18 protein-coding genes, 1 pseudogene and 1 riboswitch are annotated in these 22,479 nt (G+C 46.9%); of the genes and pseudogenes, 11 read left to right on the top strand and 8 right to left on the bottom strand.

Annotated elements, in window-relative coordinates; translation table 11 throughout:
• Window positions 1-268 precede the first annotated feature (268 nt).
• Window positions 269-1,486, top strand: a complete 1,218-nt coding sequence (locus O9139_RS18045; RefSeq protein ID WP_270880676.1) for an IS110 family RNA-guided transposase — start codon at window positions 269-271, stop codon at window positions 1,484-1,486.
• Window positions 1,487-1,800: 314 nt separating this feature from the next.
• Here O9139_RS18045 and O9139_RS18050 read toward each other — a convergent pair whose 3' ends face one another.
• From O9139_RS18050 to O9139_RS18060, 3 genes are all read right to left on the bottom strand, one after another.
• Entirely contained in the window at window positions 1,801-2,223 is a 423-nt protein-coding gene (locus O9139_RS18050; protein WP_270880864.1) for a nuclear transport factor 2 family protein, read from the bottom strand.
• Window positions 2,224-2,547: 324 nt separating this feature from the next.
• Window positions 2,548-5,151: a discoidin domain-containing protein gene (locus O9139_RS18055; RefSeq protein WP_270880865.1), complete on the bottom strand. Its 2,604-nt coding sequence runs from the start codon at window positions 5,149-5,151 to the stop codon at window positions 2,548-2,550.
• Between the two features lie 667 nt (window positions 5,152-5,818).
• Entirely contained in the window at window positions 5,819-6,643 is an 825-nt protein-coding gene (locus tag O9139_RS18060) for a phytanoyl-CoA dioxygenase family protein (RefSeq protein WP_270880866.1), read from the bottom strand.
• A gap of 222 nt (window positions 6,644-6,865) precedes the next feature.
• Here O9139_RS18060 and O9139_RS33365 point away from each other — a divergent pair, with 222 nt between their 5' ends.
• From O9139_RS33365 to O9139_RS18080, 5 genes are all read left to right on the top strand, one after another.
• The gene (locus O9139_RS33365) at window positions 6,866-7,090 is read left to right on the top strand and encodes a cupin domain-containing protein (RefSeq protein ID WP_377523625.1); all 225 of its coding nucleotides are present in this window, start codon (window positions 6,866-6,868) and stop codon (window positions 7,088-7,090) included.
• Window positions 7,038-7,583: a helix-turn-helix transcriptional regulator gene (locus O9139_RS18065; RefSeq protein WP_270880867.1), complete on the top strand. Its 546-nt coding sequence runs from the start codon at window positions 7,038-7,040 to the stop codon at window positions 7,581-7,583. The genes O9139_RS33365 and O9139_RS18065 overlap by 53 nt, the downstream gene beginning before the upstream one ends.
• 360 nt (window positions 7,584-7,943) lie before the next feature.
• Window positions 7,944-9,296, top strand: coding sequence for a branched-chain amino acid transport system II carrier protein (gene brnQ / locus O9139_RS18070; protein WP_270880868.1), 1,353 nt, complete (start codon window positions 7,944-7,946; stop codon window positions 9,294-9,296).
• A gap of 691 nt (window positions 9,297-9,987) precedes the next feature.
• Window positions 9,988-11,448: an ABC transporter substrate-binding protein/permease gene (locus O9139_RS18075; RefSeq protein WP_270880869.1), complete on the top strand. Its 1,461-nt coding sequence runs from the start codon at window positions 9,988-9,990 to the stop codon at window positions 11,446-11,448.
• Window positions 11,435-12,157, top strand: coding sequence for an amino acid ABC transporter ATP-binding protein (locus tag O9139_RS18080; RefSeq protein WP_270880870.1), 723 nt, complete (start codon window positions 11,435-11,437; stop codon window positions 12,155-12,157). The genes O9139_RS18075 and O9139_RS18080 overlap by 14 nt, the downstream gene beginning before the upstream one ends.
• A gap of 108 nt (window positions 12,158-12,265) precedes the next feature.
• Here the strand turns inward: O9139_RS18080 and O9139_RS18085 are convergent, their stop codons facing one another.
• The 5 genes and pseudogenes from O9139_RS18085 to O9139_RS18105 all read right to left on the bottom strand — a co-directional run bounded on the left by O9139_RS18085 (window position 12,266) and on the right by O9139_RS18105 (window position 14,862).
• On the bottom strand, window positions 12,266-12,595 hold the full coding sequence (locus O9139_RS18085; protein WP_270880871.1) for a hypothetical protein: 330 nt from the start codon (window positions 12,593-12,595) through the stop codon (window positions 12,266-12,268).
• A complete protein-coding gene (locus tag O9139_RS18090) occupies window positions 12,592-12,858 on the bottom strand; it encodes a hypothetical protein (protein WP_270880872.1) in 267 nt (88 codons plus the stop codon). Before O9139_RS18090 ends, O9139_RS18085 begins: the two co-directional genes overlap by 4 nt.
• A gap of 293 nt (window positions 12,859-13,151) precedes the next feature.
• Window positions 13,152-13,238 (bottom strand): annotated as a pseudogene (locus O9139_RS18095) (RNA polymerase subunit sigma-70); the annotation flags it as partial.
• 42 nt (window positions 13,239-13,280) lie between these two features.
• Complete coding sequence (locus O9139_RS18100) at window positions 13,281-14,447, bottom strand: DUF4317 domain-containing protein (protein ID WP_270880873.1); 1,167 nt, start codon at window positions 14,445-14,447, stop codon at window positions 13,281-13,283.
• Window positions 14,448-14,682: 235 nt separating this feature from the next.
• On the bottom strand, window positions 14,683-14,862 hold the full coding sequence (locus O9139_RS18105) for a hypothetical protein (protein ID WP_270880874.1): 180 nt from the start codon (window positions 14,860-14,862) through the stop codon (window positions 14,683-14,685).
• Between the two features lie 94 nt (window positions 14,863-14,956).
• Between O9139_RS18105 and O9139_RS18110 the strand changes: the two genes are divergently transcribed.
• The 5 genes from O9139_RS18110 to O9139_RS18130 all read left to right on the top strand — a co-directional run bounded on the left by O9139_RS18110 (window position 14,957) and on the right by O9139_RS18130 (window position 22,319).
• Complete coding sequence (locus O9139_RS18110; RefSeq protein ID WP_270880875.1) at window positions 14,957-16,477, top strand: spore germination protein; 1,521 nt, start codon at window positions 14,957-14,959, stop codon at window positions 16,475-16,477.
• A complete protein-coding gene (locus O9139_RS18115; RefSeq protein ID WP_270880876.1) occupies window positions 16,474-17,661 on the top strand; it encodes a Ger(x)C family spore germination protein in 1,188 nt (395 codons plus the stop codon). The genes O9139_RS18110 and O9139_RS18115 overlap by 4 nt, the downstream gene beginning before the upstream one ends.
• Window positions 17,658-18,782 (top strand): GerAB/ArcD/ProY family transporter, encoded by a 1,125-nt coding sequence (locus tag O9139_RS18120; protein ID WP_270880877.1) that lies wholly within the window; start codon window positions 17,658-17,660, stop codon window positions 18,780-18,782. Before O9139_RS18115 ends, O9139_RS18120 begins: the two co-directional genes overlap by 4 nt.
• 89 nt (window positions 18,783-18,871) lie before the next feature.
• A complete protein-coding gene (locus O9139_RS18125) occupies window positions 18,872-20,629 on the top strand; it encodes a sensor histidine kinase (protein WP_270880878.1) in 1,758 nt (585 codons plus the stop codon).
• Between the two features lie 73 nt (window positions 20,630-20,702).
• Window positions 20,703-20,801: riboswitch (purine riboswitch) on the top strand.
• An 81-nt stretch (window positions 20,802-20,882) separates the two neighbouring features.
• Window positions 20,883-22,319 carry an NAD(P)/FAD-dependent oxidoreductase gene (locus O9139_RS18130; RefSeq protein ID WP_270880879.1) on the top strand — a complete coding sequence of 479 codons (1,437 nt, stop codon included), beginning with the start codon at window positions 20,883-20,885 and terminating at the stop codon, window positions 22,317-22,319.
• Window positions 22,320-22,479 lie beyond the last annotated feature (160 nt).

A 22,479-nucleotide genomic window follows, 5' to 3' on the forward strand; every position in this document is an offset into this window, starting at 1 on the left:
CTGCCCGTTAGCCAATCATGCAGCGCGCGAAACAGCGCTGCATCACAGAGGATGAAAATGAAATCAAAAAGCCGTCAATACTGCTACTACGGCTGGGAGAAGAAGGTCGATGAACTATGGTGCGGTAGAGCCCATCCGTTAGTCTGACTCCGACGACCACGGTGCATCACAGAATGTCGCTCCCTCTTGGGAAGCACTCATGGTAGATTAATCCTATTTTGGTTGTTGCACCAGCTCCAATTTTAGTGCCGTAGGAAGGATGCTTTCAATGGAAATTCTCATTGAACGCGCATGTGGTTTGGATGTTCATAAAGACTCCATTACAGCATGTGTAATGACACCAGAAGGAAAGGAGATTTGTACGTTTTCTACTAAAACAGTCTTTTTGTTGCAATTAATCGACTGGATTAAAAAACATGGATGTACTCATGTTGCTATGGAAAGCACAGGAGTCTTTTGGAAGCCAATTGTTAACCTGCTAGAAGCTGAGGATATCGAGTTTTTAGTCGTAAATGCCCAACATATGAAGGCACTACCAGGACGTAAAACAGATGTCAAAGATGCTGAATGGATCGCCCAACTTCTACGCCATGGACTTCTAAAAGCTAGCTTCGTTCCAAACCGCGATCAACGAGAACTTCGAGAGTTAGTCCGTTATCGCCGAAGCATTATTGAAGAACGGGCCAGACAGCACAATCGAATACAAAAGGTTCTAGAAGGAGCAAACATTAAACTCGGCTCTGTTGTTTCCGATATTATGGGCGTTTCCTCTAAGGATATGCTTCGCGCTATTGCAGAAGGTGAAGATGATCCTGAGAAATTGGCAAACTTCGCTCAACGAACACTGAAAAAGAAGAAAGCAGAACTTGAGCTAGCTCTTCGAGGTTACGTAAACCCCCATCAGCGTTTAATGATCAAGACAATTCTAACTCATATTGACTTTCTGTCCGAACAAATTGAAATGTTAGATCAAGAAATTGCAAACAGGGTTAGTTCGTATCAAGAAGACGTAGAACGCTTGGACTCCATACCTGGAATTGCCCCTCGGATGGCGGAACAGATTCTAGCTGAACTCGGAACAAACATAGAGAAACAGTTTCCTAGTGCGGCTCACTTATGTTCTTGGGCTGCATTAGTGCCTGGACATAATGAGAGCGCCGGCAAACGAAAGTCTTCCAAAGGCAAAAAAGGAAACAAATATTTAAAATCTGCTTTAACAGAAGCAGCGCATTCGGTAGGTGCATCCAAAAACTATCTTGGTGCAATGTATAGGCGAACTTTAGCACGAAAAGGCAGAAAAAGAGCTGCTATTGTTGTGGCCCATGCCATGCTAAGAATCGCTTATTATTTATTGACAAGAAAAGAAATGTATGTTGATCTAGGTGAAGATTACTTTGACAAACAGAAACTCGGAGCAATTGTACGGAATTCAGTTCGAAGGCTTGAGAGCTTAGGTTATAACGTTTCGATTTCGGAAGTCTCCTGATCCCCCCATTTCATAGGCGCCGCTACACTTTAAAAAATGAAAGAGCAGCGTCTTCTTTCATGCTGCCCTTTTTCTGAGAATGCCCAATCTTTAATTTTCATGGTAGTTTAATGCCACCGTCAGTCTAATACTATATTTTCTTAGTCTACAACTTAATTTTCTAGTCTAAAACTTTATTTTCTTTGGACAACCAATAATGTGCTTTCATGCGCACATTGGCTACTCATCTTTTTATCGCTAATGAACTAAAACTTTAAGCTGTGGTAAAACGAAAGAGCTCCTGCCTCTAGCGGAACTCTTTCGTTTTATTGAAATTATAAGTCCTTATTGCCGTCTATATACTTAAGATTGAAGCGAAACTTATCGATGCTCCAGCCGGCATCCGATTTCATCAAGTGAATGTTATAAGACCCCACAAATGTCCTCACATTTTGGCCTGTAGGGTTCGGATAATAATGACTGGCAGTCCCATAGCAAAATACGTCCGCTTCGTTCCCCAAGATGTCCACTAAATAGTTGCCGACCTGATGATGAATCGCTTGAAGTTTCCTCAAGCCTTCCTCCCAGCCCGCTGCTATTTGTTTGCCGCATAGAACCGACGGCTCTCCAGCTCCCATGGAACTCATATCGAGCAAAACCTCTGGCGCCAAGCAACGCCGGACCCCTTCCCAGTTCCGCTCATCCGTGAAAACAAACAATTCATTAACGGTTCTGATAATCTCTTCCTGCTGCGTCATCCGCCAATCACTCCTTCATATTTCATTTTTATATTGAAGGGTTCCTCTTCTCTTTCCTAATCCAAAGCCGAGCAGGCAAGAAATGCAGGAAAATGAGAAAAGCAAAACCGACAACACTTACCCAAGCATTCAACAAAGCCAACAAGTTATAAGTAGATATATAAAGGGTCCCCGGATAAAATGCTTTTTCTTATTGAATAAATCGTCCATGTCGCAGTCTTCATGTAACAAAGGATTGAATTTTGCTTCTAAAAGCAAAGCTAGGTGCACTATGCAACAATCATCGCTCCATGCACCTAACATCGCCATTCATTCTTGAATGATTTACTCTATAATTTTCCTTGCTACCAACGCAAGATCATCAATATCGATTTTGCCATCGCCAGTTACGTCTGCTTGCTTGACTTGCTCCCAATCCGGGCTGGAAGTTGTTTTGCCATAATCCGCTGCAATAATGGCAAGATCGCCGATGCTTACTTTATTGTCATGGTTGACGTCGCCTGGGATTCCCGGAGGTGGTGTTGTTATACTCACGTTGACCGTAGAAGCCTGCGCCTTCGTTTCCGCTCCCAGCGCATCGCCCAACGTTACGTCGGTTACAGCAATCGTTCCCGTCGCCAGCTGTGGCAAAGTCTTGGCTTTGAACTTCAGTTCCAAGATTCCTGCATCACCTGTCACAGCTGTGCCTACGCTTGCAATAATAAACCGAAGTTTGCCCAGCGTATTCTTTGTCTCTACGAGTTGAACTCCGTCTTTCACGACACGAGCCGAGACGAATTCAAATACATTCGAATCGTAGTCCATCTTTATATCTTGCGCGTATACGCTTTGTGTGACGCTGCTCAATCCCAGCTGTACAGTGAATTCCCCGCCTGTCTGAACGGTGCCGGGTGCGGTTAGCGTCGTTACAGCCTTCTGCGTGCTGTCTCCTTTTTGTACTGTAATATGACTTACCGCAGTAAAATTGCCGCTAGCTGTCGTGACTGTAATGTCGGCCATTCCCGCTTTCAATGCGGTTACTACCGTTTTGCCGTCCCTAACCTCTACTTTAGCAACGGTATTGTCACTGCTCGCCCAAGTGACATTCTTATTCGTTGCGTTCTCGGGAAGCACAGTTGCAACCAGCTCAACCGTTTGCCCTTCTTTCAGCAAAACTTGCGGTTTATCCAGCTGCACGCCGGTTGCCGGCACCGTGGCTCGAAAGACATTAATTTCTGCTGCAGATGCCCAACCATTATACCCGGCAGTTGCTTCCAGTTTAATAAAGGACGCTTTCGTCACCGGGAACTCCGCTGTTTTCTCCGTGGCGTCTTTAGCCCATGTTCCACTTGTGACTTTGGTGTACTGAATGCCATCCGTACTCGCATAGACATTGTAGGCTGTGATCATACCATTGCTTCCACTCTGCCTAGGGAGAACCTTGATTTTATTCACGTCGTACGTGCCGCCAAGATTCAATGTGATCGATTGCGGCAGCGGATTAGACTTATCCCATTTTGTATGCCAAAAGGTATCCTGTTCTCCATCGAGTACGTTCGATGCTCCGTTACTTTCATTTATCAATTCCTCACTTGTTGCCGATGCCGTCATCTGCGTCTGGGGAATTTGGGTCGGATCAACGACTGGACTTGGTGGTGTCCAAGACGGATCATTCGTTCCGCTAATTTTCAACATTACACTGCCATGCGCTGGCACGGAGGCAGAATAGCTGCCTGTATACATCCCCATCTCATTCTTCTGCCACAAATCTCGCACACTAAACTGGTTCAATAAACCAATTTGATCAGACGTCACCGTCATGGTAGTTGGCGCATCCGTACGGTTCAAGAGGACAACGGCGCGACTGCCGCTGGTCCGGCTTATAAGCGGCTTGGCATAGACTTGTAAACCAGGCGTGGATTCTTTCACTTTGGTCCCTTGAATTCCAGCAGCATCCTGATCCACGGCAATGACTTCCGCGTTCGTAACGATATCGGCAAATTGTCCGCTAAACGTCGTCGGATTGTCCATTGTATTTACATCAAGCCCAAGCATAAGCGGAGCCGATAATATCGCCCACATACTGAAGTTAGAAATGGCCTCGTCGCGGTTCAGGCTTAGCTGACCCGGTTTATCCGCGATTACGCCTACTTCCAGACTGTCCGGATCGTTCCAGCCCCCTGGTCCGGCGATGTCAGCATGCCCAGCCGCTCTATCGATTTCATAGAGAACACCATTCCAGAATGAGCCTTGGTTATCGATATCGAAGCCGACTCTCCACATTTGGCCTATTCCCGGCGCCCACCTCCACGGCTGCTGCTTACCCCATTCACAGATGTTAAGCACCATCGGACGCTTCGGATTTGCATTTTGAATAGCTTGACTGAATTCCGCGTATTGTTTCTTGAAGTCAAGACCCATCGCATCGCCGCCACATGCATCTAACTTAATGAAATCAAATCCCCATTCGGCAAACTGATCCACATCTTTTTGATAGTAGCCGTAGCTGCCGAAATACGAACACCCGGTTTGGCCAATGTCGGTGTAAATTCCAATCTTCATTCCTTTGCTGTGCACATAATCTGTTAGCGATTTCATTCCATTTGGAAACTTGTTTTTATTGTAAAGGATGTTCCCGTCTTTATCTCGGCCATTCGAGCTGCCGCCCGCTCCTTCCGTATCCCACCAACCATCATCAATATTAATATATTTGTACCCTAAATCGACCAAGCCGTTGCTGACCATACTGTCTACCGTTTTTCGAATCAATGCGTCACTCACATTTCTTCGCACCGCATTCCACGTGCTGTATCCCATTGGAGGCGTTAAAGCTAAGCCTTCTTCCGAAGCGTGCGCTTTTGGGATGCCAACCTGACTGATGAAAGAGGTCATGATGACTGCCGATGCGGTTATCATTAACAAGAGTTTCTTGCATGCATTGTTGAGCATTTAGCACAGCACCTCTGTTCTTTTATTCAAGCTTACAGCAGTAACATACCCATGCCAGCTTGTAATTTAGAAATGTCCCCTCTGAAATTGGAAGACATCCCCTTGCTATCCTCATGCCGGTTTCAGAGAATTACAGTTGCTGCTGCCCGTATTACGGACTTCGAGCTTGTATTTATACGCATTGTCGATCAGGCCAAACGGCGATCTTGAGGTCTGGATTCTGCTTCCGCAGCCGACTGAAAGTAAGATCGTTGATAAAATCATGCGCCATGCCATTGCTCAATTGGAATCTCTCATTTACTATGACCTCCTTTAAGTTTGTATACCTTTATCGTATTGGTTTATCCAGTGTAAGAATATTGAATTTAGTACTGTAAATCTTTGTTAAAGTACTGACTTTGGGGCGGATGTCAGGAATTTTTCTGTGAAAGGCAAAAGGAAAGGCCATCCCTCCGCCTTTTCCATGGCAGTGGACAGCCCTACGTTTCAATGATTTACTCCATCACTTTCTTGCCACAACGCAACTCTATCGCTAAAAAAAGCTTTTCCTTATCCTTCAAAATCTTAAGTTCCTTCAAATTTAGAAACTCAGCAACATTTCTTGTGTCCCTGAATTTTGGTTATTTTGAAAATCATTTAGAAGCTCCACACTCTCACTGTCTATTGCCTATTTGGAATAAAGTAATGGGAAAAACTCATTATCGAACTTCTGTCCAAATTGCGGACGTGGCCCAAGCAATCGAACATTATCATGCCGTGCTCTGCCCTCTTTGTAAAATGTATCTCCAGGCATTAGATGAGCAACAACCGATAACCGAGGCTGATCTGTGAAATTCGTTGACGATCCATGGAATGTTAATGCATGGTGGAAGCTCGCTTGTCCAGCTTTTAGTATACAAGGCTCCTCTATCCAGTCACGCGTTGCAAAACGCTGCTTCAGCTTCGCCATGTCCTGTTCGAAGAATGTATCACTGCCCTCGACTGAGCCCCACTTATGTGAACCCAAGATCGTCATCATGCCGCCATTATTCAGATCTGTGTCTTGCAAAGCAATCCAAACAGTCACCATATTGGTTGTGCTGCTTGATCGCCAATAGCCGTAATCTTGATGCCAACCTACATTTCCAGCTGTTGTTTCTTGCCCTGAAGTACCCGGCTTGTAGATCACTTGATCATGCCATAGACGAATCTCGTCCTCGTTCAGCAGCTTCGCTGCCATTTCTCCTAAATTCGGATCAGTGACGACACTCCGAACTTCATCGTTAATCCACCAACCGTTATCGAATTTACGAAGTGCATGTGGATTCTCCGAAAGTTTGAAGTCATGCAGTGGCATCCCAGCTCCATCATAATCTTTCTTCCAGATCCGCTCATGCGCTCTGCGAAGTTGCTCGATCGTCTCGTCATCCAGTAATTTCGGGCTGATCCAATAACCGTCTTGATCAAATCTCTCTTTATCAGCTGCCGTGATGTTATAAGAAATAACTCCCATGATGGACACCTCATTTTTCTAAGTCAAAGTGGCTTACTACTTTTATTGTAGACCACAAGATGAGCATTGACTTTCCAAAACCTATCAAATAGGATTAGAAACATATGAAATTATTAGAAACGCGAAGGACCTTGACCTATGGTGAAAATAAAAACGGAAACAGCACGTTGGGTGTATGAGTTTCTAGAGTCAGATCAGCTATCCCATTTACCTGAGTTAATAATGCTGGGCTTTGATCACTTTCAAGAAGCCGCTCCTCTCAACATTCACCAGCATAAACGTTCGTATGAGTATGTATTCGTGGACAGCGGAAAAGTCACATGGGAGGTAGACGGTCAATTATTTACTACCCACACCGGACAGATCTTCCACACCCGACCTGGAGAATGGCATCGTGCGCGTCTTAATTTCATTGAGCCCTGCAAAAGAGCGTGTGGAGATTCATAACCAACTACAGCAGCTACCGAGGATCATATCTGTGGATAGCCGTGTTCGTGAACCTTTCACCAAGCTAAGAGACATCATTGAACATTACGAGCCACTCGCCTCCTGCCGAGTTCGTCACTATGTACTCGAAATTATTTTGCAAATGTTGAGCCCTTCCTCTAATCGTCAAATCTCGTATGATCTCCAAAAGGCCATGATTACATTGACCGAAACCATTCAAGCAACGCCAGAAAAGAGATGGACTAATAAAGACCTGGCTGATCAGGTCGGTGTAAGTGAATCCCATTTCTATCGACTGTTCCATCTTATGCATGGACAGTCACCTGCAAATTATATGGATCGGGTACGAATTGAACTTGCCTGTCAGATACTTATTCAGAAAGAGATTAGTGTCACAACAGTAGCAATGGATCTAGGTTATAAGACTAGTCAGCATTTTGCCACTGTATTCAAAAAGTATATGGGTCTGTCACCTTCGCAGTGGCGAAGGTAATTTCAGTTTATCAGTTACTCGAAATACTAATCCAACCTATACTTTCACCGCGATTATGCGCATATGTTTGTGTCGCATAACGATTATGCCCCTATGTTTGTGTCGCATAACGATTATGCCCCTATGTTTGTGTCGTTGGCTCGCGACACAAACATAGGGGCTTTGAATTAAAAAATCCCCGAATTACGGGGATCTGAAAGAACTGCTGATTCGCCTTCGGACATTCAGGAAATGTTTCTCTATTTTAAAAATTCCTAACAGCCTAATCACTCTCTTGTTCTAATGCATAGTACGTATTCTTGTTGCTGTACTTCTAATGTGTGTTAAAATAAATGAACTACATCTAGAAGGAGCACAAGTATGCAACAAAAAATATCATTTTCTACCTATGCCATCATTGGTACGATGCTATTCGGAATGTTCTTTGGTGCGGGAAATTTAATTTTTCCGATCCAAATGGGGCAACTCGCTGGCACGAATTTTTGGCCGGCATTAATTGGCTTCCTTATAACTGCAATCGGACTTCCATTTATGGGGATTTTAGCATTCGGTTTATCCGGGAGTAATGGATTACGTCATTTAGCAGGTCGAGTTCATCCACTATTTGGAGTCGTCTTCGCAGTGGCACTTTACTTAACCATTGGACCATTTTTTGCAATTCCACGGACAGCAACAGTACCTTTTGTGGTCGGTTTTGAACCGTATATCAATCCAGTACATGGCAGTTTATATCTCGGGTTCTTTAGCTTTGTATTTTTTGCGATTGTCTATTATTTCTCCTTGAATCCAGCAAAAGTTCTAGACTATATCGGTAAATATTTAACCCCTGCGTTTTTAGTGTTTTTATTCATTTTAATTGTCATCGCCATCATCAAACCGATGGGTCACTTCGGTAAGCCAACTGGTGACTATAGTGGCTTATCCTTTATAACAGGCTTTAAAGAAGGGTATAACACGATGGATGCCCTTGCGTCACTTGCATTCGGAATTGTTGTCATCCAAGCGATTAAAGGACAAGGCATCACCAATCCAAAAGAGATAGCGAAAACCACTTGGAAGTCAGGCATAATCGCCATGTTACTAATGATGCTGATTTACGGACTCATTACCTATATTGGGGCATCGAGCGTGTCGGCCATTGAGACATACGATAATGGCGGTTTAATCTTTGCTGCAGTGGCACAGCATTATTTCGGGTCATTCGGATCCATTTTATTAGCAATCATTATCGTATTAGCTTGTTTAAAAACGAGCATCGGACTTATTACTTCTTGCAGCAAGTTTTTTATTGATCTATTTCCAAAAATAAGCTATAAATTGTTCGTTCTAATACTATGTCTTATATCATTTTTCATTGCCAACTTTGGTCTAAACAATATCGTTCGATATGCGGTACCCGTTTTAATGCTACTGTATCCTTTAGCCATTGTTCTAATTATATTGACCCTTTTCTCATCTTTATTCCGCCATAAGCAGAGTGTTTTCGTTACCACAATGTTCTTAACTTTTTGTGTGAGCTTCTTCGACGGCTACAGTGCGTTAGTCGATAGTTTACCAAGCGCGTCTCTGTCTTTGTTCGAATCCATTAAACTGTTCTACATGGATTATTTACCATTTTACGATATTGGGCTTGGCTGGATTTTACCTGCTCTAGTTGGTGCGTTTATCGGTTTTTTATGGTCAAAAAGCGTAAAAAAAACTACTGTTCAATAACGCTATTTAGAAACAAGCTTAGAATAGCTTCTAAGCTTGTTTCTAATTTTCTATTCTCCGTATCATAATTCCTGGTGTAAAAAATCTCCAGCAAATTCCTTTACTATCGAATCCGTTTGTTCAATCCTTTTTACCCATTTGCTCGTTAGGAAAATCAGGCTTTTTCTCAAATCCGTAACTTAAAGAATCTGCAACACTAATACACCTGACAAATTCAATTAGGCTAGTTTTTACACGTCTGTTTGCCCTGAGTTCCCTTTGCTGAATTATGATCCAGGAATTTAATATAAACTTTTCTATGGAAGTTCTCTACAAGTGAACTCGCCGAATTTCAATGAAATTCTGAATGAAAAACCGCCCCTCAATTGTGCATACAGCTTCACAAAATACTGATTCATCTGCTTGTGACATAAAAAATCTAATTTGCTTTCCCATAGAGCACCCCCCTAACAGGTGTTAGATATTAAAAATACTCCCTTTATTCTTTGAGCAATCTTGCCAGAAATCATGGGAATCGTAACTCATCAGTTTGGCCGGCTGCCTTCGTATCCTTATTCCATACCCTAAGCACGGTATGGAAATCTCTGTGTATGATCCCGCATCGAGTCGAGCAGGCAGTTGCATAATCATTCATACTTCTTTATAATTACACGATGTTCATGTTTATACTACAAGTTAGGAGAGAAGTAAAGTGAAAAAGCATTACCGTTATACGGCGCTTTTATTGTTGATGCTGGTGCTGCTGACTGGCTTTCCCGTTCAGACCGCGAATGGGGCAGGCAGCCAGTCGGAGAACACCCTTGTGCTGGGTACCAGCGCCGACTTTGCGCCCTATGAATTTCATAAAACGATAAATGGAAAAGATCAGATAGTGGGCTTTGATATTGATATTGCTGGTGAAATCGCCAAGGACATGGGAGCAAAGCTTATTATTGAGGATATGAGCTTTGACGCCTTGCTGCCCGCTTTGCAAAGCGGCCGGGTTGATCTGGTAATATCAGGCATGACACCAACTGATGAACGCAGGAAAAGTATCGACTTCTCCGACAACTATTACCAATCCAAGCAGGTATTAATGGTTCGTACAGAAGACAAAGAACGCTATAAGAGTATGGACAGCATGAAGGGGGAAAAGATCGGCGCACAAAAAGGCTCCGTTCAAGAGGAGATTGCGCGGTCCATTCCGGAGGCTGTTATTACATCTCTGGACCGCATACCGGACCTTGTTCTGCAGCTGCAGACGAAACGAATAAATGCCGTCATTCTGGAAGACACCGTTGCCGTCGGTTACCTGCAGAACAGTGCGCTTACACTTGCGGAAGCTGTTCCGGACGATGCACCTGTTCAAGCGGCTATCGGCATCCGCAAAGGCAACACAGAGCTGCTGACAAAAGTCAATTCGACAGTCGCCCGTCTGAAGAGCGAGAACCGTATTACAGAGATGGTTAAACAAGCCAGTATGCTGTCTGTAGATAAGCCGCAATCACCTGGAAATATATTTACAATATTTTGGGAATACCGCAGCTATTATGCGCTTGGCCTCGGTTATACACTGCTGTTGTCTGCGCTCGGCGTCCTGTTTGGCTTCATTATTGGCTTGATCATCAGTCTGCTGCGAATGTCAGGTATCCGGGCGATAACCTTGCTGAGTACAACGTATGTTGAGATTTTGCGCGGTACACCTATGTTGGCGCAGCTTTTGATTATCCACTATGGGCTAGCGCTCACTCTGGGGATCAACTTTACCCCGTTGCAGTCAGGTATTATCACGCTGTCCCTGAACAGTTCGGCTTATTTGGCGGAAATTTTCCGTGCGGGTATTCAAGGCGTGGATCGCGGGCAGATGGAAGCAGCCCGTTCGCTTGGAATGAACAGGTGGCTGGCGATGCGTCATGTTATTTTGCCGCAGGCGTTTAAGTCAGTCCTTCCCGCGATCGGAAATGAGTTCATTACGATTATCAAAGAATCCTCCATTATATCCGTGATCGGAATGGCAGATATTATGTACCAGGCTGGAGTCGTGAAGAATATCACGTACAAGGGACTTAGCCCGCTCATTATTTCAGCCGCAATTTATTTTGTATTGACTTTCACGCTGTCCAAGCTGCTTGGCGCATGGGAACGGAGGATGGGTGCTAGTGATCACCGTTAAAGATTTACGCAAATCATATGGAGAAGCAGAAATTCTCAAAGGAATAGATATCAGCATCGAAGGCGGTGAGGTCGTCGTTGTCATCGGGCCGAGTGGCTCGGGGAAAAGCACCTTTCTGCGCTGCATCAACCTTCTGGAGCAGCCCAGCGGCGGGGAAATCCTGTTTGAAAACGAGTCCATTACCGCCTGTGGGCACAACATTAACGCCACCCGGGAGAAAATGGGCATGGTGTTCCAGCATTTCAACTTGTTTCCGCATAAGACCATTATGCAAAATCTGACCCTGGCACCTACCAAGGTGAAAGGCCTGTCAACCGTTGAAGCGGAGAAAACTGCGTTGAAGCTGCTGCACACTGTTGGACTGGCAGATAAGAAGGATTGCTACCCCTCCCAACTCTCCGGCGGACAAAAGCAGCGGATTGCCATAGCACGCGCCTTGGCGATGCAGCCGCATGTGATGCTATTTGACGAGCCGACCTCGGCACTTGATCCGGAAATGGTAGGAGAGGTGCTGGATGTTATGAAGAAGTTGGCTAAAGGTGGCATGACGATGATTATCGTGACCCATGAGATGGGATTTGCCCGTGAAGTAGGCGACAGAATTGTGTTCATGGATAAAGGTGTGATCGTGGAGGAAGGGACTCCTGAGCAAGTGTTTGGAAACCCGTCTAACACCCGTACGAAAGATTTTTTGGCGAAAGTTCTATAGGATAGGTATTTCTTTAGATACTAATTATGATGTAGAGTAAAAAGATTCGCCTCAGAGACACTGTTCTCTGGGGCTCTTTTGTTTGAGTACCTGCATAAACCTATCCATTTAGTTTAACGATTCGAGCTTTCTTCCAGACAGTTTGAAGCTTAATAAGGCACCTTTTTCCCTAGGTTTCCATCCCTGATTAATTGCTTCAGGAATTATTAAGGCCACTTCAGCAGGCATTACAACTTTGTTATTGAGTTTCTCAACATACGGAAACCCCACCCAGAACTCATTAATATCTGATTCTATATTAACCCTGAGTAATTGGCCGTTAACTTCATTATGCTGAACGGTTAAGGTTAGAATACCCTTTGCTGAAGGCGTGATTACCCATCTGTACGATTCTTGCCCGACAGTAATCTTTCTTGTCCCCTTTTTACTGATAGTCATAAATTCAACTCCAGTGTCTTTTTTATTGACAATAAGGCGAATGGATTAGAAATAATCAAAGATCCACGCGTGAATCCAAGTGTAAAAGGAATCGTTAGCAACAAGGCTGTAAGCGGTCTTCTGTAATGGAGAAAAAGCATTACGTGCGCTCCGGCCGAGCACAGCATGCGGATCAGCGGTGAATTACTGACGCCAGCGCCGATGACGGTCACTTCCCTACCGGCAAACGATTGGATAGACTTGTTCACCATACACTTTGACAAAAAAAGCTTGCCTTCATGAGACTGCTGCAAAAGTCTTGTGACTTGAAATCAAAGATTACAAAAAGACCGTTTTAGCCTGTGAGATGCTTTAAACGGTCTTTTCAGTATTTTTATTTCATGTCAGGATAAATAACTGATACTTGCCTAACAAATCATGCCTTTGTAACGATCTCTACATAAGGAGGCATTTAAACAAAGTATACTCATTTCAAGATACCTTTTACTATTCACCGCGGCTATTGCACATTCCAGGCTTGCTCGTCCAACATAACTACATAGCTTCGTGTCCACAACCTCTTGACAATATGCGCCACCAATCTGAGGTTATGCTCAATTAACATATTGCGGGAATGATCGTTACCTTCGGCTATGGTGTTGATCTTTAGAGTTTTTCCAGTCCAGGGCCACCAGGGCCGCTTCACCTAAAACAACGTCTCCGTATTGAGCGTGAATCCTTCGATCACGGCATCTTCGTCAACCTCGATTAAGATACATCGTTTCCCTTGGTAATTCACCTGTCTCACGTACTTTAAATCTTGCGGGCTGACCGAAATCGTGGCGATCTTCGTTTCGATTTTGATCGATTTCGAAGTGAACTTCGGAATAACGCTGCTCGCCTTGATTTCATAGCTTTTATCATCGACGACGTTATAGAACGCTTGTTCCACTTTTTCCGGTGTCACATTCTCCACGCCGCTAACCGTAAGCATGCGTTCCACATCTTTATAATCCAGCTTTGGCGGTTCTTCTTCCTCATTACTTTCGATGACCCGATGGATTTCCTCGTACACATGAGCGATCGTTGCAGCGTCAAGCTGATCCCCCGCCACTTCCTTGACGATATCCTCAAATATGGCTCTCTCTTCTATCGCCGTCACCGTCTTCTCGGCATTCAAAACTTGATCGATAAAATGCAAATTGGGATCATTCGCTTTCCCTGCGCAATATAAAATGCGATTCACATCTGAATAGTTGTCCGTCACGCTCGGGTAGAAAAAACCTTGCTCCGGCGTGTTCAATTTGATGACTGGATCTACGAAGACATTATACTTGAATTCCCGCTCGACATAATCGAACATGAGGGTTTTCTTCTGATGTTCCGTGGAATTTACGCTGCACAGAATGAACGGATTCGAGAACATTTCGTCCTTTTCGCTTTCCTCGGCTTCTTCGTTTCTTACCTTGGTCGGCTTGAAATATTGCCCACGGACGAAAGTGACGACCGTATCCCGTTCATATTTGGTATCCGCCAGCATCTTCTCCACCAATAGGAGCATCAGATCCTGCCATTCCTCTGGATTACCGGTCACCAGACCTTGATGAAGAAGCACCCGTGTAGGCTCCTCGGCTTCCTCCTGAAACTTAAGTTCAAACATTTTTTGACCCAATTCACCGGTCAGCAGTTTTCTGAAATTGACCATATACAGTTCCTGCTTCTCCCTCTCCACGAGGGCGAAAGGCTGACGCTCGTAATGATACAGCTCATTGGTTTCTTTCATGATATAGACGTTAAGAATGTCGAAAATTTCCAGCATGTCGTGATCAAGCTTAAACTGTTTGCGAATATGCGCGAGCTCTTTCTTTTTCATAATCCGATAGACAACTCCTAAGAAGTAAAATAGCCTTACTAAAATAAATGATGGCATTAATAAATTCAATGGATGATTCAACCAATTTTATATTAAGTAATGATAAAAAGAAAAGCAAAGAAACCAACATTTTCAAATCATTGGTCCATTTAATAGATATTCACCTATAAATATAACCACTCCAAGGGTTTTCCCGCCCGTAATATTTCCAGAAATTTTTGGCAAAATATAATGATTAACGCTTACCCTGCTGCTTCATCGACTTGTACCTTTGAATGATGGACCTCCCTTTAAAATAGTACCAAATGAAGACCGGCACAAGTATATTGACAGCCAACACAACACTGACAACGATCCACATGAACCACTCCGTGTTAAAGACATACATGTAAATGACAGAATGATAGAAGTCCATTTCGGCCGCTCCTTTCGCTGATTGGAAATTTCTAGTTAGTGTAGCCAGCGACGGGCAGCTTATTCCCATAAGCTAATGATTGGGGGTGACATCCATGCAGGAAATAAGGCAAGAAATCTTCAGGCTGACACTGTCGGACAAAACCGCTTTGATCGAGGAAGTTCTCGGCGATAGTGTCGATGTGCAGCGGCGCGATTTCATGTTTTGCGGCAATCCCGATTACCCTGGCTGCTGCTATTCCATCGACGGCCTCGTCGATTCGGCGGTCATCGACGCAGCGTTAAAGGCCCTGGTCGTCTCGGGCACTGAACTGGTAGACGAACCAGCCTTGTTGGCTACTGCTGAGGAAATCCTCAGCAGCCTTATGTTCAATGCCGCGGTCCGTGCCTGCAATACGCTTGCCGCCGGCATTGAAGGGATCCTCTCCGGCGATACGCTGGTGCTGATCGAGGGCGTGGAGCAGACGCTGCTGATCAGCTCCAAAGGCTGGAAAGACCGCAGTGTGGAAGAGCCGGCGTCGGAGAACAATACTCGCGGTCCGCGCGATGGCTTCACGGAAAGCATCCGCACGAACACAGCGCTCGTCCGCCGCAGAATTAAAGATCCGATGCTGCGGGTGGAAGGCATGGTGATCGGCACAAGGTCGAAAACCGATGTCAACATCGCCTATATTCAGGACCTGGTAAAAATCGGACTCGTCGATGAAGTCAAACAGCGGCTATCCCGCATTAAGATTGATGCCATTCTGGAGAGCGGGTACATTGAGGAAATGATCGAAGATGCCCCGTTCTCGCCATTTAATACGCTCCAGAGCACGGAGCGTCCGGATAAAGTAGCCTCAGCCCTGCTGGAGGGCAGGATCGCTATTTTCACCGATAATACACCGGTCGTTCTCATTGCGCCTACTTACTTCTGGCAGTTTATTCAGGCTCCGGATGATTACTACAACCGGTATTGGGTCGGCACGTTTTTTCGCATGGTACGATACGTCGCCTTCTTGATTAGCCTGACGCTGCCATCGATCTATGTCATGCTTGTCTCGTTCCACCATGAGATGATTCCGACCTCCCTGGCACTGACGATTGCTTCCGGCCGCGAGGTCGTGCCGTTCCCCGTGCTGCTCGAGGCCGTTCTGATGGAACTGGCTTTTGAGCTGATGCGCGAAGCAGGCCTGCGCATGCCGAAGCCGATCGGACAAGCCGTGAGCATCGTCGGTTCGCTCATTATCGGGCAAGCGGCCGTGCAGGCCGGGCTGGTATCGCCGTTCATGGTCATCGTCGTCGCGATTACCGGCATTTCATCCTTTGCCATCCCGAGCTACTCCTCTTCGCTGGCGCTGCGCATTTTCCGTTTCCCGCTGTTGATTGCCTCCGGTTCGTTCGGCTTACTCGGATTCTCCGGCATGTTCTTCATCCTGCTGCTGCATGCCCTGTCAATCCGCTCCTTCGGTGAACCTTACCTGGCGCCGGTCAGTCCGTTTCAGCAGGAGGCGCAGCGGGATATGATGCTCCGGTTGCCGATGTGGATGCTCGATGAACGGCCGGCTTTTGCCCAAGATACGAAGCGCATGAGCGAACATCAAAAGCCGCAGGTGCCGAAGGAACCACAACCATGAAGCGATGGCTCTGTTTGTTCATGACCTTCCTTCTTCTGCTGCTCACCACCTCTTGTTACGGCTTGCGGCAAATTAACGAATTGGCCATCGTCACGGCGGTCGGCTTAGACGTTGGCAAAACGCCAGGCTCCGTTAAGCTTTCCGTGCAAATCATTCGGCCGGCGGATGCCAGGGGGCAAACGGGCGCGCCTGCTGGCGGTACAGGGCAGCCGATTTATTCGATCAGTGCAGAAGGCGACAGCATCTTCGATGCCATCCGCAACCTCGGACATTTTACCTCACGGCGGGTATACTGGGCGCACAATTTTTTGATCGTGATGCATGAAAGCTATGCTCGCAGAGGCATTGCCGATATGATTGATTTTTTCACACGTAACCATGAGCTTCGTATGAATACTTGGGTCGCGGTCAGCCCAGACCCGCCGGATGAGGTGATCTCCACGATCACCGGCCTTGAAGTCGTGCCGGGCCAAGCGGTCGACCGACTGTTCCGCAACATTCAAATCGTCGGCATAGCGCCAGCCAGCGATATGCGCAGTTTGGAGGAGGCGTATTTAAGCCGCTCCGTGGAGCCGGTGCTGGCGAAGGTGCAGCTTGTGAAAAGAGGTATCTCCAATAAGAAGCCGGAAGAGCACGGCTCGATTAAGCAGGTTGAACTAGCAGGCGCTGCGGTATTCTATGATGATGACAAGATGATTGGCTGGCTGTCGACGATCGAGACCAAGGGTACGATGTACTTTTTACAAAAGCAGAAAAGCGGTATTGAGGTCGTCGCCTGTCCTGGAAGCAAAGATCAAAGAGTGACCTTGGAATTAAAGGACATTCGCCTCAAGGTGACTCCCTCTTATGCGAACCAAACTCCTCGTTTTGACATCCGGATGATAACCCACGCTGATGTGGTCGAGAACAATTGCGAAGCGTCAATGAGGGATATTCGTGAAGCAACGGAGCGTACGCTCCGTGACAAACTTACGTCGGATATCGAGCAGGCCGTGGCCAAAGCTAAGCAGTACCATTCCGACTTCCTGAAGCTTAGCGACGTGTTTCGCAATAAGTTTCCGATGGAATGGCAGACACTCGGAACGGATTGGAATGACATCTTCGCCAAAGCGGAGACAAGCATTGAGGTCGAGGCCACCATTAAGTCAACGGTGCTGAAAACGGCGAAGCAGGAGGTCAAATGAGGAAGATACAAATTACGAACGGCATGTTCATCGCCATGGTAGTCAATCTCATCTTCGCCAAGGCGATCGGCGTCACGCAAGGCATACTGGCCCGCTCTATCGGTCAGGATATGTGGATGGCTACGCTCCTCGGCACGCTGCAGGGCGCGGCTATGATGTACATCGCTTATTTGGCGATATGCAAGACGCCGCATCTTAACTACATCGAACTGGGCGATCTCCTGCTAGGCAAATGGTTTGGCAAACTCATCGCCCTGCTGATCTCTGTCTTCTATTTGGCTGCCTTCGGCCCTGTGATGATTACCTTCGTCTATCATTTAAAAGACTACTTTCTCCCGGAAGCACCGTATTGGCTGTTTACGACTTCAGCGCTGATCGTAGGCTCGATCGGCTGCTTCTACGGCTTGGAAGTGATGGCGCGCATTGCGCTGATCGGGTCGCTTTTTATTTTTTTGCTCAACACGCTGATCATCATCGGTTCGCTGAAAGAGTTCGACATCCGCAACTTGCTGCCGCTTCTGGAGCATGGCTTTCCCCAGACGGCTGCCGCCAGCCTGCACTTTGATGCCGATTGGGCGCTGGCCATTATGCTTGTCGCACTGATCATGCCGTTCGTGAACGGCGCAGCAGCACACGGCAGTAAACTCAGTGTCGCCAGCATGCTCGCCAGCGGCATGGTTATTGCCATCTGGGCGATCCTGGAGGGGGGAGTCCTGTCGGCAGAGGTGACAAGCCAGTATACGATCTCCTGCATGAAACTGGCGCGGAACGCGCACATCGGCAACTTCCTGCAGCGCTATGAAATGATTATGATCGCGCTGTACTCCTTCTCCGTCTTATTTGAAGTGATGTTCTGCATCTACGGCACGTCGGTCGGCGTTTCCAAAATTTTTGGCCTACAGAGCCATAAGCGCATGATTGTGCCCGTCTGCCTCGTTCTCGGCGCATTTGGCACGTGGGTGGTCCAAGATCATTTTCACGCGATTATCTACTTGGAGCACGACTGGCCGCGTATTGCCCTGCCCATCGCTTTCAGCTTGCCGCTGCTCATGCTAGGGCTGCGCATGCTGCTGCGGAAGAAGCTGGAGCAAACCTTACATAGCCAATACGAAAAAAGCTGATGCCCTGGGTCAGCCTTTTTTTGCTTGTCACAACAGCCCCCACATGTATTATGATAGATGGTGATAATGTAATATATTGGGAGGCCTCCATGAACAGCATGAACGACTTGAACAAACGAAACATACCGATACCAAAAATCCACCTGCGGCCCTCGCTATTTATTTTAATGATTGCACTCATCATCATCCTGCTGACGGACAGCGTTTTTTACTATTATACGAAACGGATGCTGACAACCGAGCTCGAAACCAAGCTGCAGCTGATCGCTGACAATGTAGCCATTTCCATTAAACATTCCAAGACGGGCGAAAAATACGTCGAGAACCTGATCGGCCAAAACCTGCGAACCGCCTCGGTCGCCGCCAAATATCGGCTAAATCCGGATATCGAACAGGTGACCGATCCAGAGCTGGCCGCGATCCGCGATGATCTGCTGGTCGATCATATAACGCTGATGAAACGCAGCGGCGATGACATCATCGGCTACAAATCCACCGATCCGAACGAAATCAACATAAGCACGAAGCATTGGAGCCGCGATTGGTTTCAAGCTTTCAATCAGCTGTTCGACCAGCGGGCAACGCATGTCCAGAGTGGACAAGCCCTGCCGTATTACTGGTCTGGTCCGATGAACACCTCCTCCTCCAACCCGCAGTTTGTGGACAAGTGGGGCTACTTCTATGACGGTGCAACCAATTACATTATTGATCCGTTTGTGCACGACACCTTTTTTCGCAAATACCAGCAGGAGACAGGCGTCGACGCCGTGATCAATGAAATGATCCATGGTTATACCGATCATGGGGCGAAGGAGATTACAGTTTATAACTTGCCGATTTTTTTGAAGCAGCAGGAGCAGATCTCGAGTCAAGGCTATGTCTGGTTCTCCGATCGGGATATTTTATTCGGTTCTTATCAGCTGAAAGACGAACGTGACCAAGCTTACGTCCAAGCTGTCGTAGATACGCATGAACGCAAACAATTTTTCATGACCATCGATGGCAAATCGTATTTAAAAATGTTTGTTCCGCTGCAATTGGATGTGCCCGTTGTGATCAGTTTGACTGCTGATTACGAGCGCATCAAACAGTCGATCGACCAGCAGCAGGCGAACCTCCTGATTCTGATCGGCACAACGGCCATCATTGCCATTCTGTTGGTCGTTATCGTCGTCCGCTTAAGCAATTGGTATCGCGAGGCTACCGCGGAAAGCGTTCAGGAAGTATATGTTGACCATATCAGCTCCCTCTTCCGCTCGATGAAGGAACAGCGCCACGATTTTAACAACCATGTCGCTGCTATTCACGCTCTCGTTCATCTGAAAGAATATGAGGAGCTTGACCGTTATACGAAAGAGCTGGTCGGTGAAACCGCTGCGCTTAATGACGTCATTCAAATCAACGTGCCGTCCATCAGCGCGATCGTCCAAGCGAAGGTGATTCAGTCAATCGAGCGCAAAATCAACTTCCAGCATCAAGTCGCGAACTTGAGCCGCCTGAGCCTGGGTGCCATCAAAGCGACCGATTTGGTGCGCATGCTCAGCAATCTGATCGATAACGCATTTGATGCCGTAGCTGCTTCCAGCAAAGGGGACAAAGAGGTTAAGCTGCTTGGACGCGTGGACAAAAATATACTTGTTTTTGAAATAGCGAACAACGGTGATCCGATTCTGGAAGACAATCTCCCCCATTTGTTCAAACCCGGTTACTCCACCAAACAAGGCGATGGAAGCCACGCCGGACTAGGCCTCAGCATCGTGAAAAAACTCGTTGAGAAGTACGGCGGAACGATCCAGGTCAGCAGTATAGATGCGGAAACCCGCTTCACGATTACGATTCCTGTATAACGCAAATACACGAACATTAAACCATTGACATCATTTAATGTTCGTATTATGATAAACAAGTCAAAAACATACAGCCACAAACGCTATTATCGTTCGTATATCCTTGGGAATGGGCTCAAGGGTCTCTAGGGGGAGCCGTAACTTCCCAGCTACGACGGGTGCATGCTTTCGCATACCCGTGTGGCTGGGATTTTTTGCGTCCACTAATCGGATTTCACGTGCATATGCGCACTTAAAAGGAGATCGAATCGAAATGAACGCTTATGATTTCATTGTAGTTGGAGCAGGACCTGCTGGTATTTTTGCTTGCTATGAAATGACGCTTCGTTACCCTGCTGCCAAGGTGCTGTTAGTTGACAAAGGCCATGACATCTACCATCGCAGCTGCCCGATTCTGGAGAACAAGATTAAGCTATGCCCTCCCCCTGCAGGAAAAAAAGACTTCTCCGGCTGCCTGCCAGCCTGCTCGATTACGGCCGGTTTCGGCGGTGCAGGCGCATACAGCGACGGTAAGTTCAATATCACGACCGAGTTCGGCGGCTGGATGACCGACTATCTCGCCCCATCCAAAGTGATGGAATTGATCCGTTATGTCGACGACATCAATTTACAGCACGGCGCTACGCCTAACATCACAGATCCGACCACAGAAGCCGTAAGACAGATCGAGCAGCGCTCCTATGCCGCTGGCTTGAAGCTGCTGCGCGCGCAAGTGCGGCACCTTGGCACCGAGCAGAACTTGATGATTTTGAAATCCATTTATGAATACTTGAAAACCCGCATCGATATGCAGTTCAAAACAGAAGTTGAAGATATTATTACGATAAAAAATGAAGACAAACATGCCATTCAAGGTATCCGCTTAAAAGACGGCACCGAAATTCGCAGCGACTACGTCATGCTGGCCCCAGGCCGCGACGGCTCGGCGTGGCTGACACAAGTATTGAAGAAACGCCGCCTCAAAATGTACAACAACCAGGTCGATGTCGGCGTGCGCGTCGAAACGTCCGACGTCGTCATGCGCGAAATTAACGAGCATCTGTACGAAGGCAAGTTCATCTACAACACGTCGGTCGGCACGCGCGTTCGTACGTTTTGCAGCAACCCGTCGGGGCACGTTGTCGTGGAAAATCACAGCGGTGTCATGGCCGCCAACGGCCACTCTTACAAGGACCCAGCGCTGGGCTCCAGCAATACCAACTTTGCGCTGCTCGTCTCACACAAGTTTACCGAGCCGTTCGATAAGCCGAACGAATATGCCCGCGAGATTTGCAAGCATGCAAACGATTTGTCCAGCGGCGGCGTAATCGTTCAGAAATTCGGCGACATTATGCGCGGCCGCCGCTCGACGACCGAGCGTATCCGTGAAGGCTTCCTGGAGCCGACGCTGAAAGAAGCCGTGCCTGGCGACCTCGGACTTGTGCTTCCATATAACACGATGAAAAGCTTGATCGAGATGATTCACGCCCTCGAGAAAGTGACTCCCGGCATCGCTGCCGAGCATACGCTCTTTTACGGCGTAGAAGCGAAGTTCTACTCCGCCCGTCCGAAGCTCAGCGAAAGCTTTGAGACCGAGATCAAGGGCTTATTCTGCGGCGGCGACGGCGCCGGTATCACCCGCGGCTTGGCCCAAGCCGGCGCGGCGGGCGTGTGGATCGCGCAAAATATTTTTGAGCGGTTGAACCACTAAGAACACTTCGCCAACCATGTGGCATATGCCGCATTTCCTGATCAGTCCATCAACGACTGTTTGGGAGATGCGGCTTTTTGTGTACTGCGGCAGGGGCAGGTACGGGAGCTCTCCCATCTCTCCCTCATTCCTCTCCCCTTTAACTAGTATGCTACTGATC

The sequence above is a fragment of the Paenibacillus aestuarii genome (assembly GCF_027789125.1).
Taxonomy (GTDB): domain Bacteria; phylum Bacillota; class Bacilli; order Paenibacillales; family NBRC-103111; genus Paenibacillus_E; species Paenibacillus_E aestuarii.

Bases quoted from the DNA above. Each gene is read 5' to 3' on its own strand.
- O9139_RS18045 (WP_270880676.1), top strand. From the start codon at position 269: ATGGAAATTCTCATTGAACGCGCATGTGGTTTGGATGTTCATAAAGAC.
- O9139_RS18050 (WP_270880864.1), bottom strand. From the start codon at position 2,223: ATGACGCAGCAGGAAGAGATTATCAGAACCGTTAATGAATTGTTTGTT.
- O9139_RS18055 (WP_270880865.1), bottom strand. From the start codon at position 5,151: ATGCTCAACAATGCATGCAAGAAACTCTTGTTAATGATAACCGCATCG.
- O9139_RS18060 (WP_270880866.1), bottom strand. From the start codon at position 6,643: ATGGGAGTTATTTCTTATAACATCACGGCAGCTGATAAAGAGAGATTT.
- O9139_RS33365 (WP_377523625.1), top strand. From the start codon at position 6,866: ATGCTGGGCTTTGATCACTTTCAAGAAGCCGCTCCTCTCAACATTCAC.
- brnQ (WP_270880868.1), top strand. From the start codon at position 7,944: ATGCAACAAAAAATATCATTTTCTACCTATGCCATCATTGGTACGATG.
- O9139_RS18085 (WP_270880871.1), bottom strand. From the start codon at position 12,595: ATGACTATCAGTAAAAAGGGGACAAGAAAGATTACTGTCGGGCAAGAA.
- O9139_RS18100 (WP_270880873.1), bottom strand. From the start codon at position 14,447: ATGAAAAAGAAAGAGCTCGCGCATATTCGCAAACAGTTTAAGCTTGAT.
- O9139_RS18105 (WP_270880874.1), bottom strand. From the start codon at position 14,862: ATGGACTTCTATCATTCTGTCATTTACATGTATGTCTTTAACACGGAG.
- O9139_RS18110 (WP_270880875.1), top strand. From the start codon at position 14,957: ATGCAGGAAATAAGGCAAGAAATCTTCAGGCTGACACTGTCGGACAAA.
- O9139_RS18115 (WP_270880876.1), top strand. From the start codon at position 16,474: ATGAAGCGATGGCTCTGTTTGTTCATGACCTTCCTTCTTCTGCTGCTC.
- O9139_RS18120 (WP_270880877.1), top strand. From the start codon at position 17,658: ATGAGGAAGATACAAATTACGAACGGCATGTTCATCGCCATGGTAGTC.
- O9139_RS18125 (WP_270880878.1), top strand. From the start codon at position 18,872: ATGAACAGCATGAACGACTTGAACAAACGAAACATACCGATACCAAAA.
- O9139_RS18130 (WP_270880879.1), top strand. From the start codon at position 20,883: ATGAACGCTTATGATTTCATTGTAGTTGGAGCAGGACCTGCTGGTATT.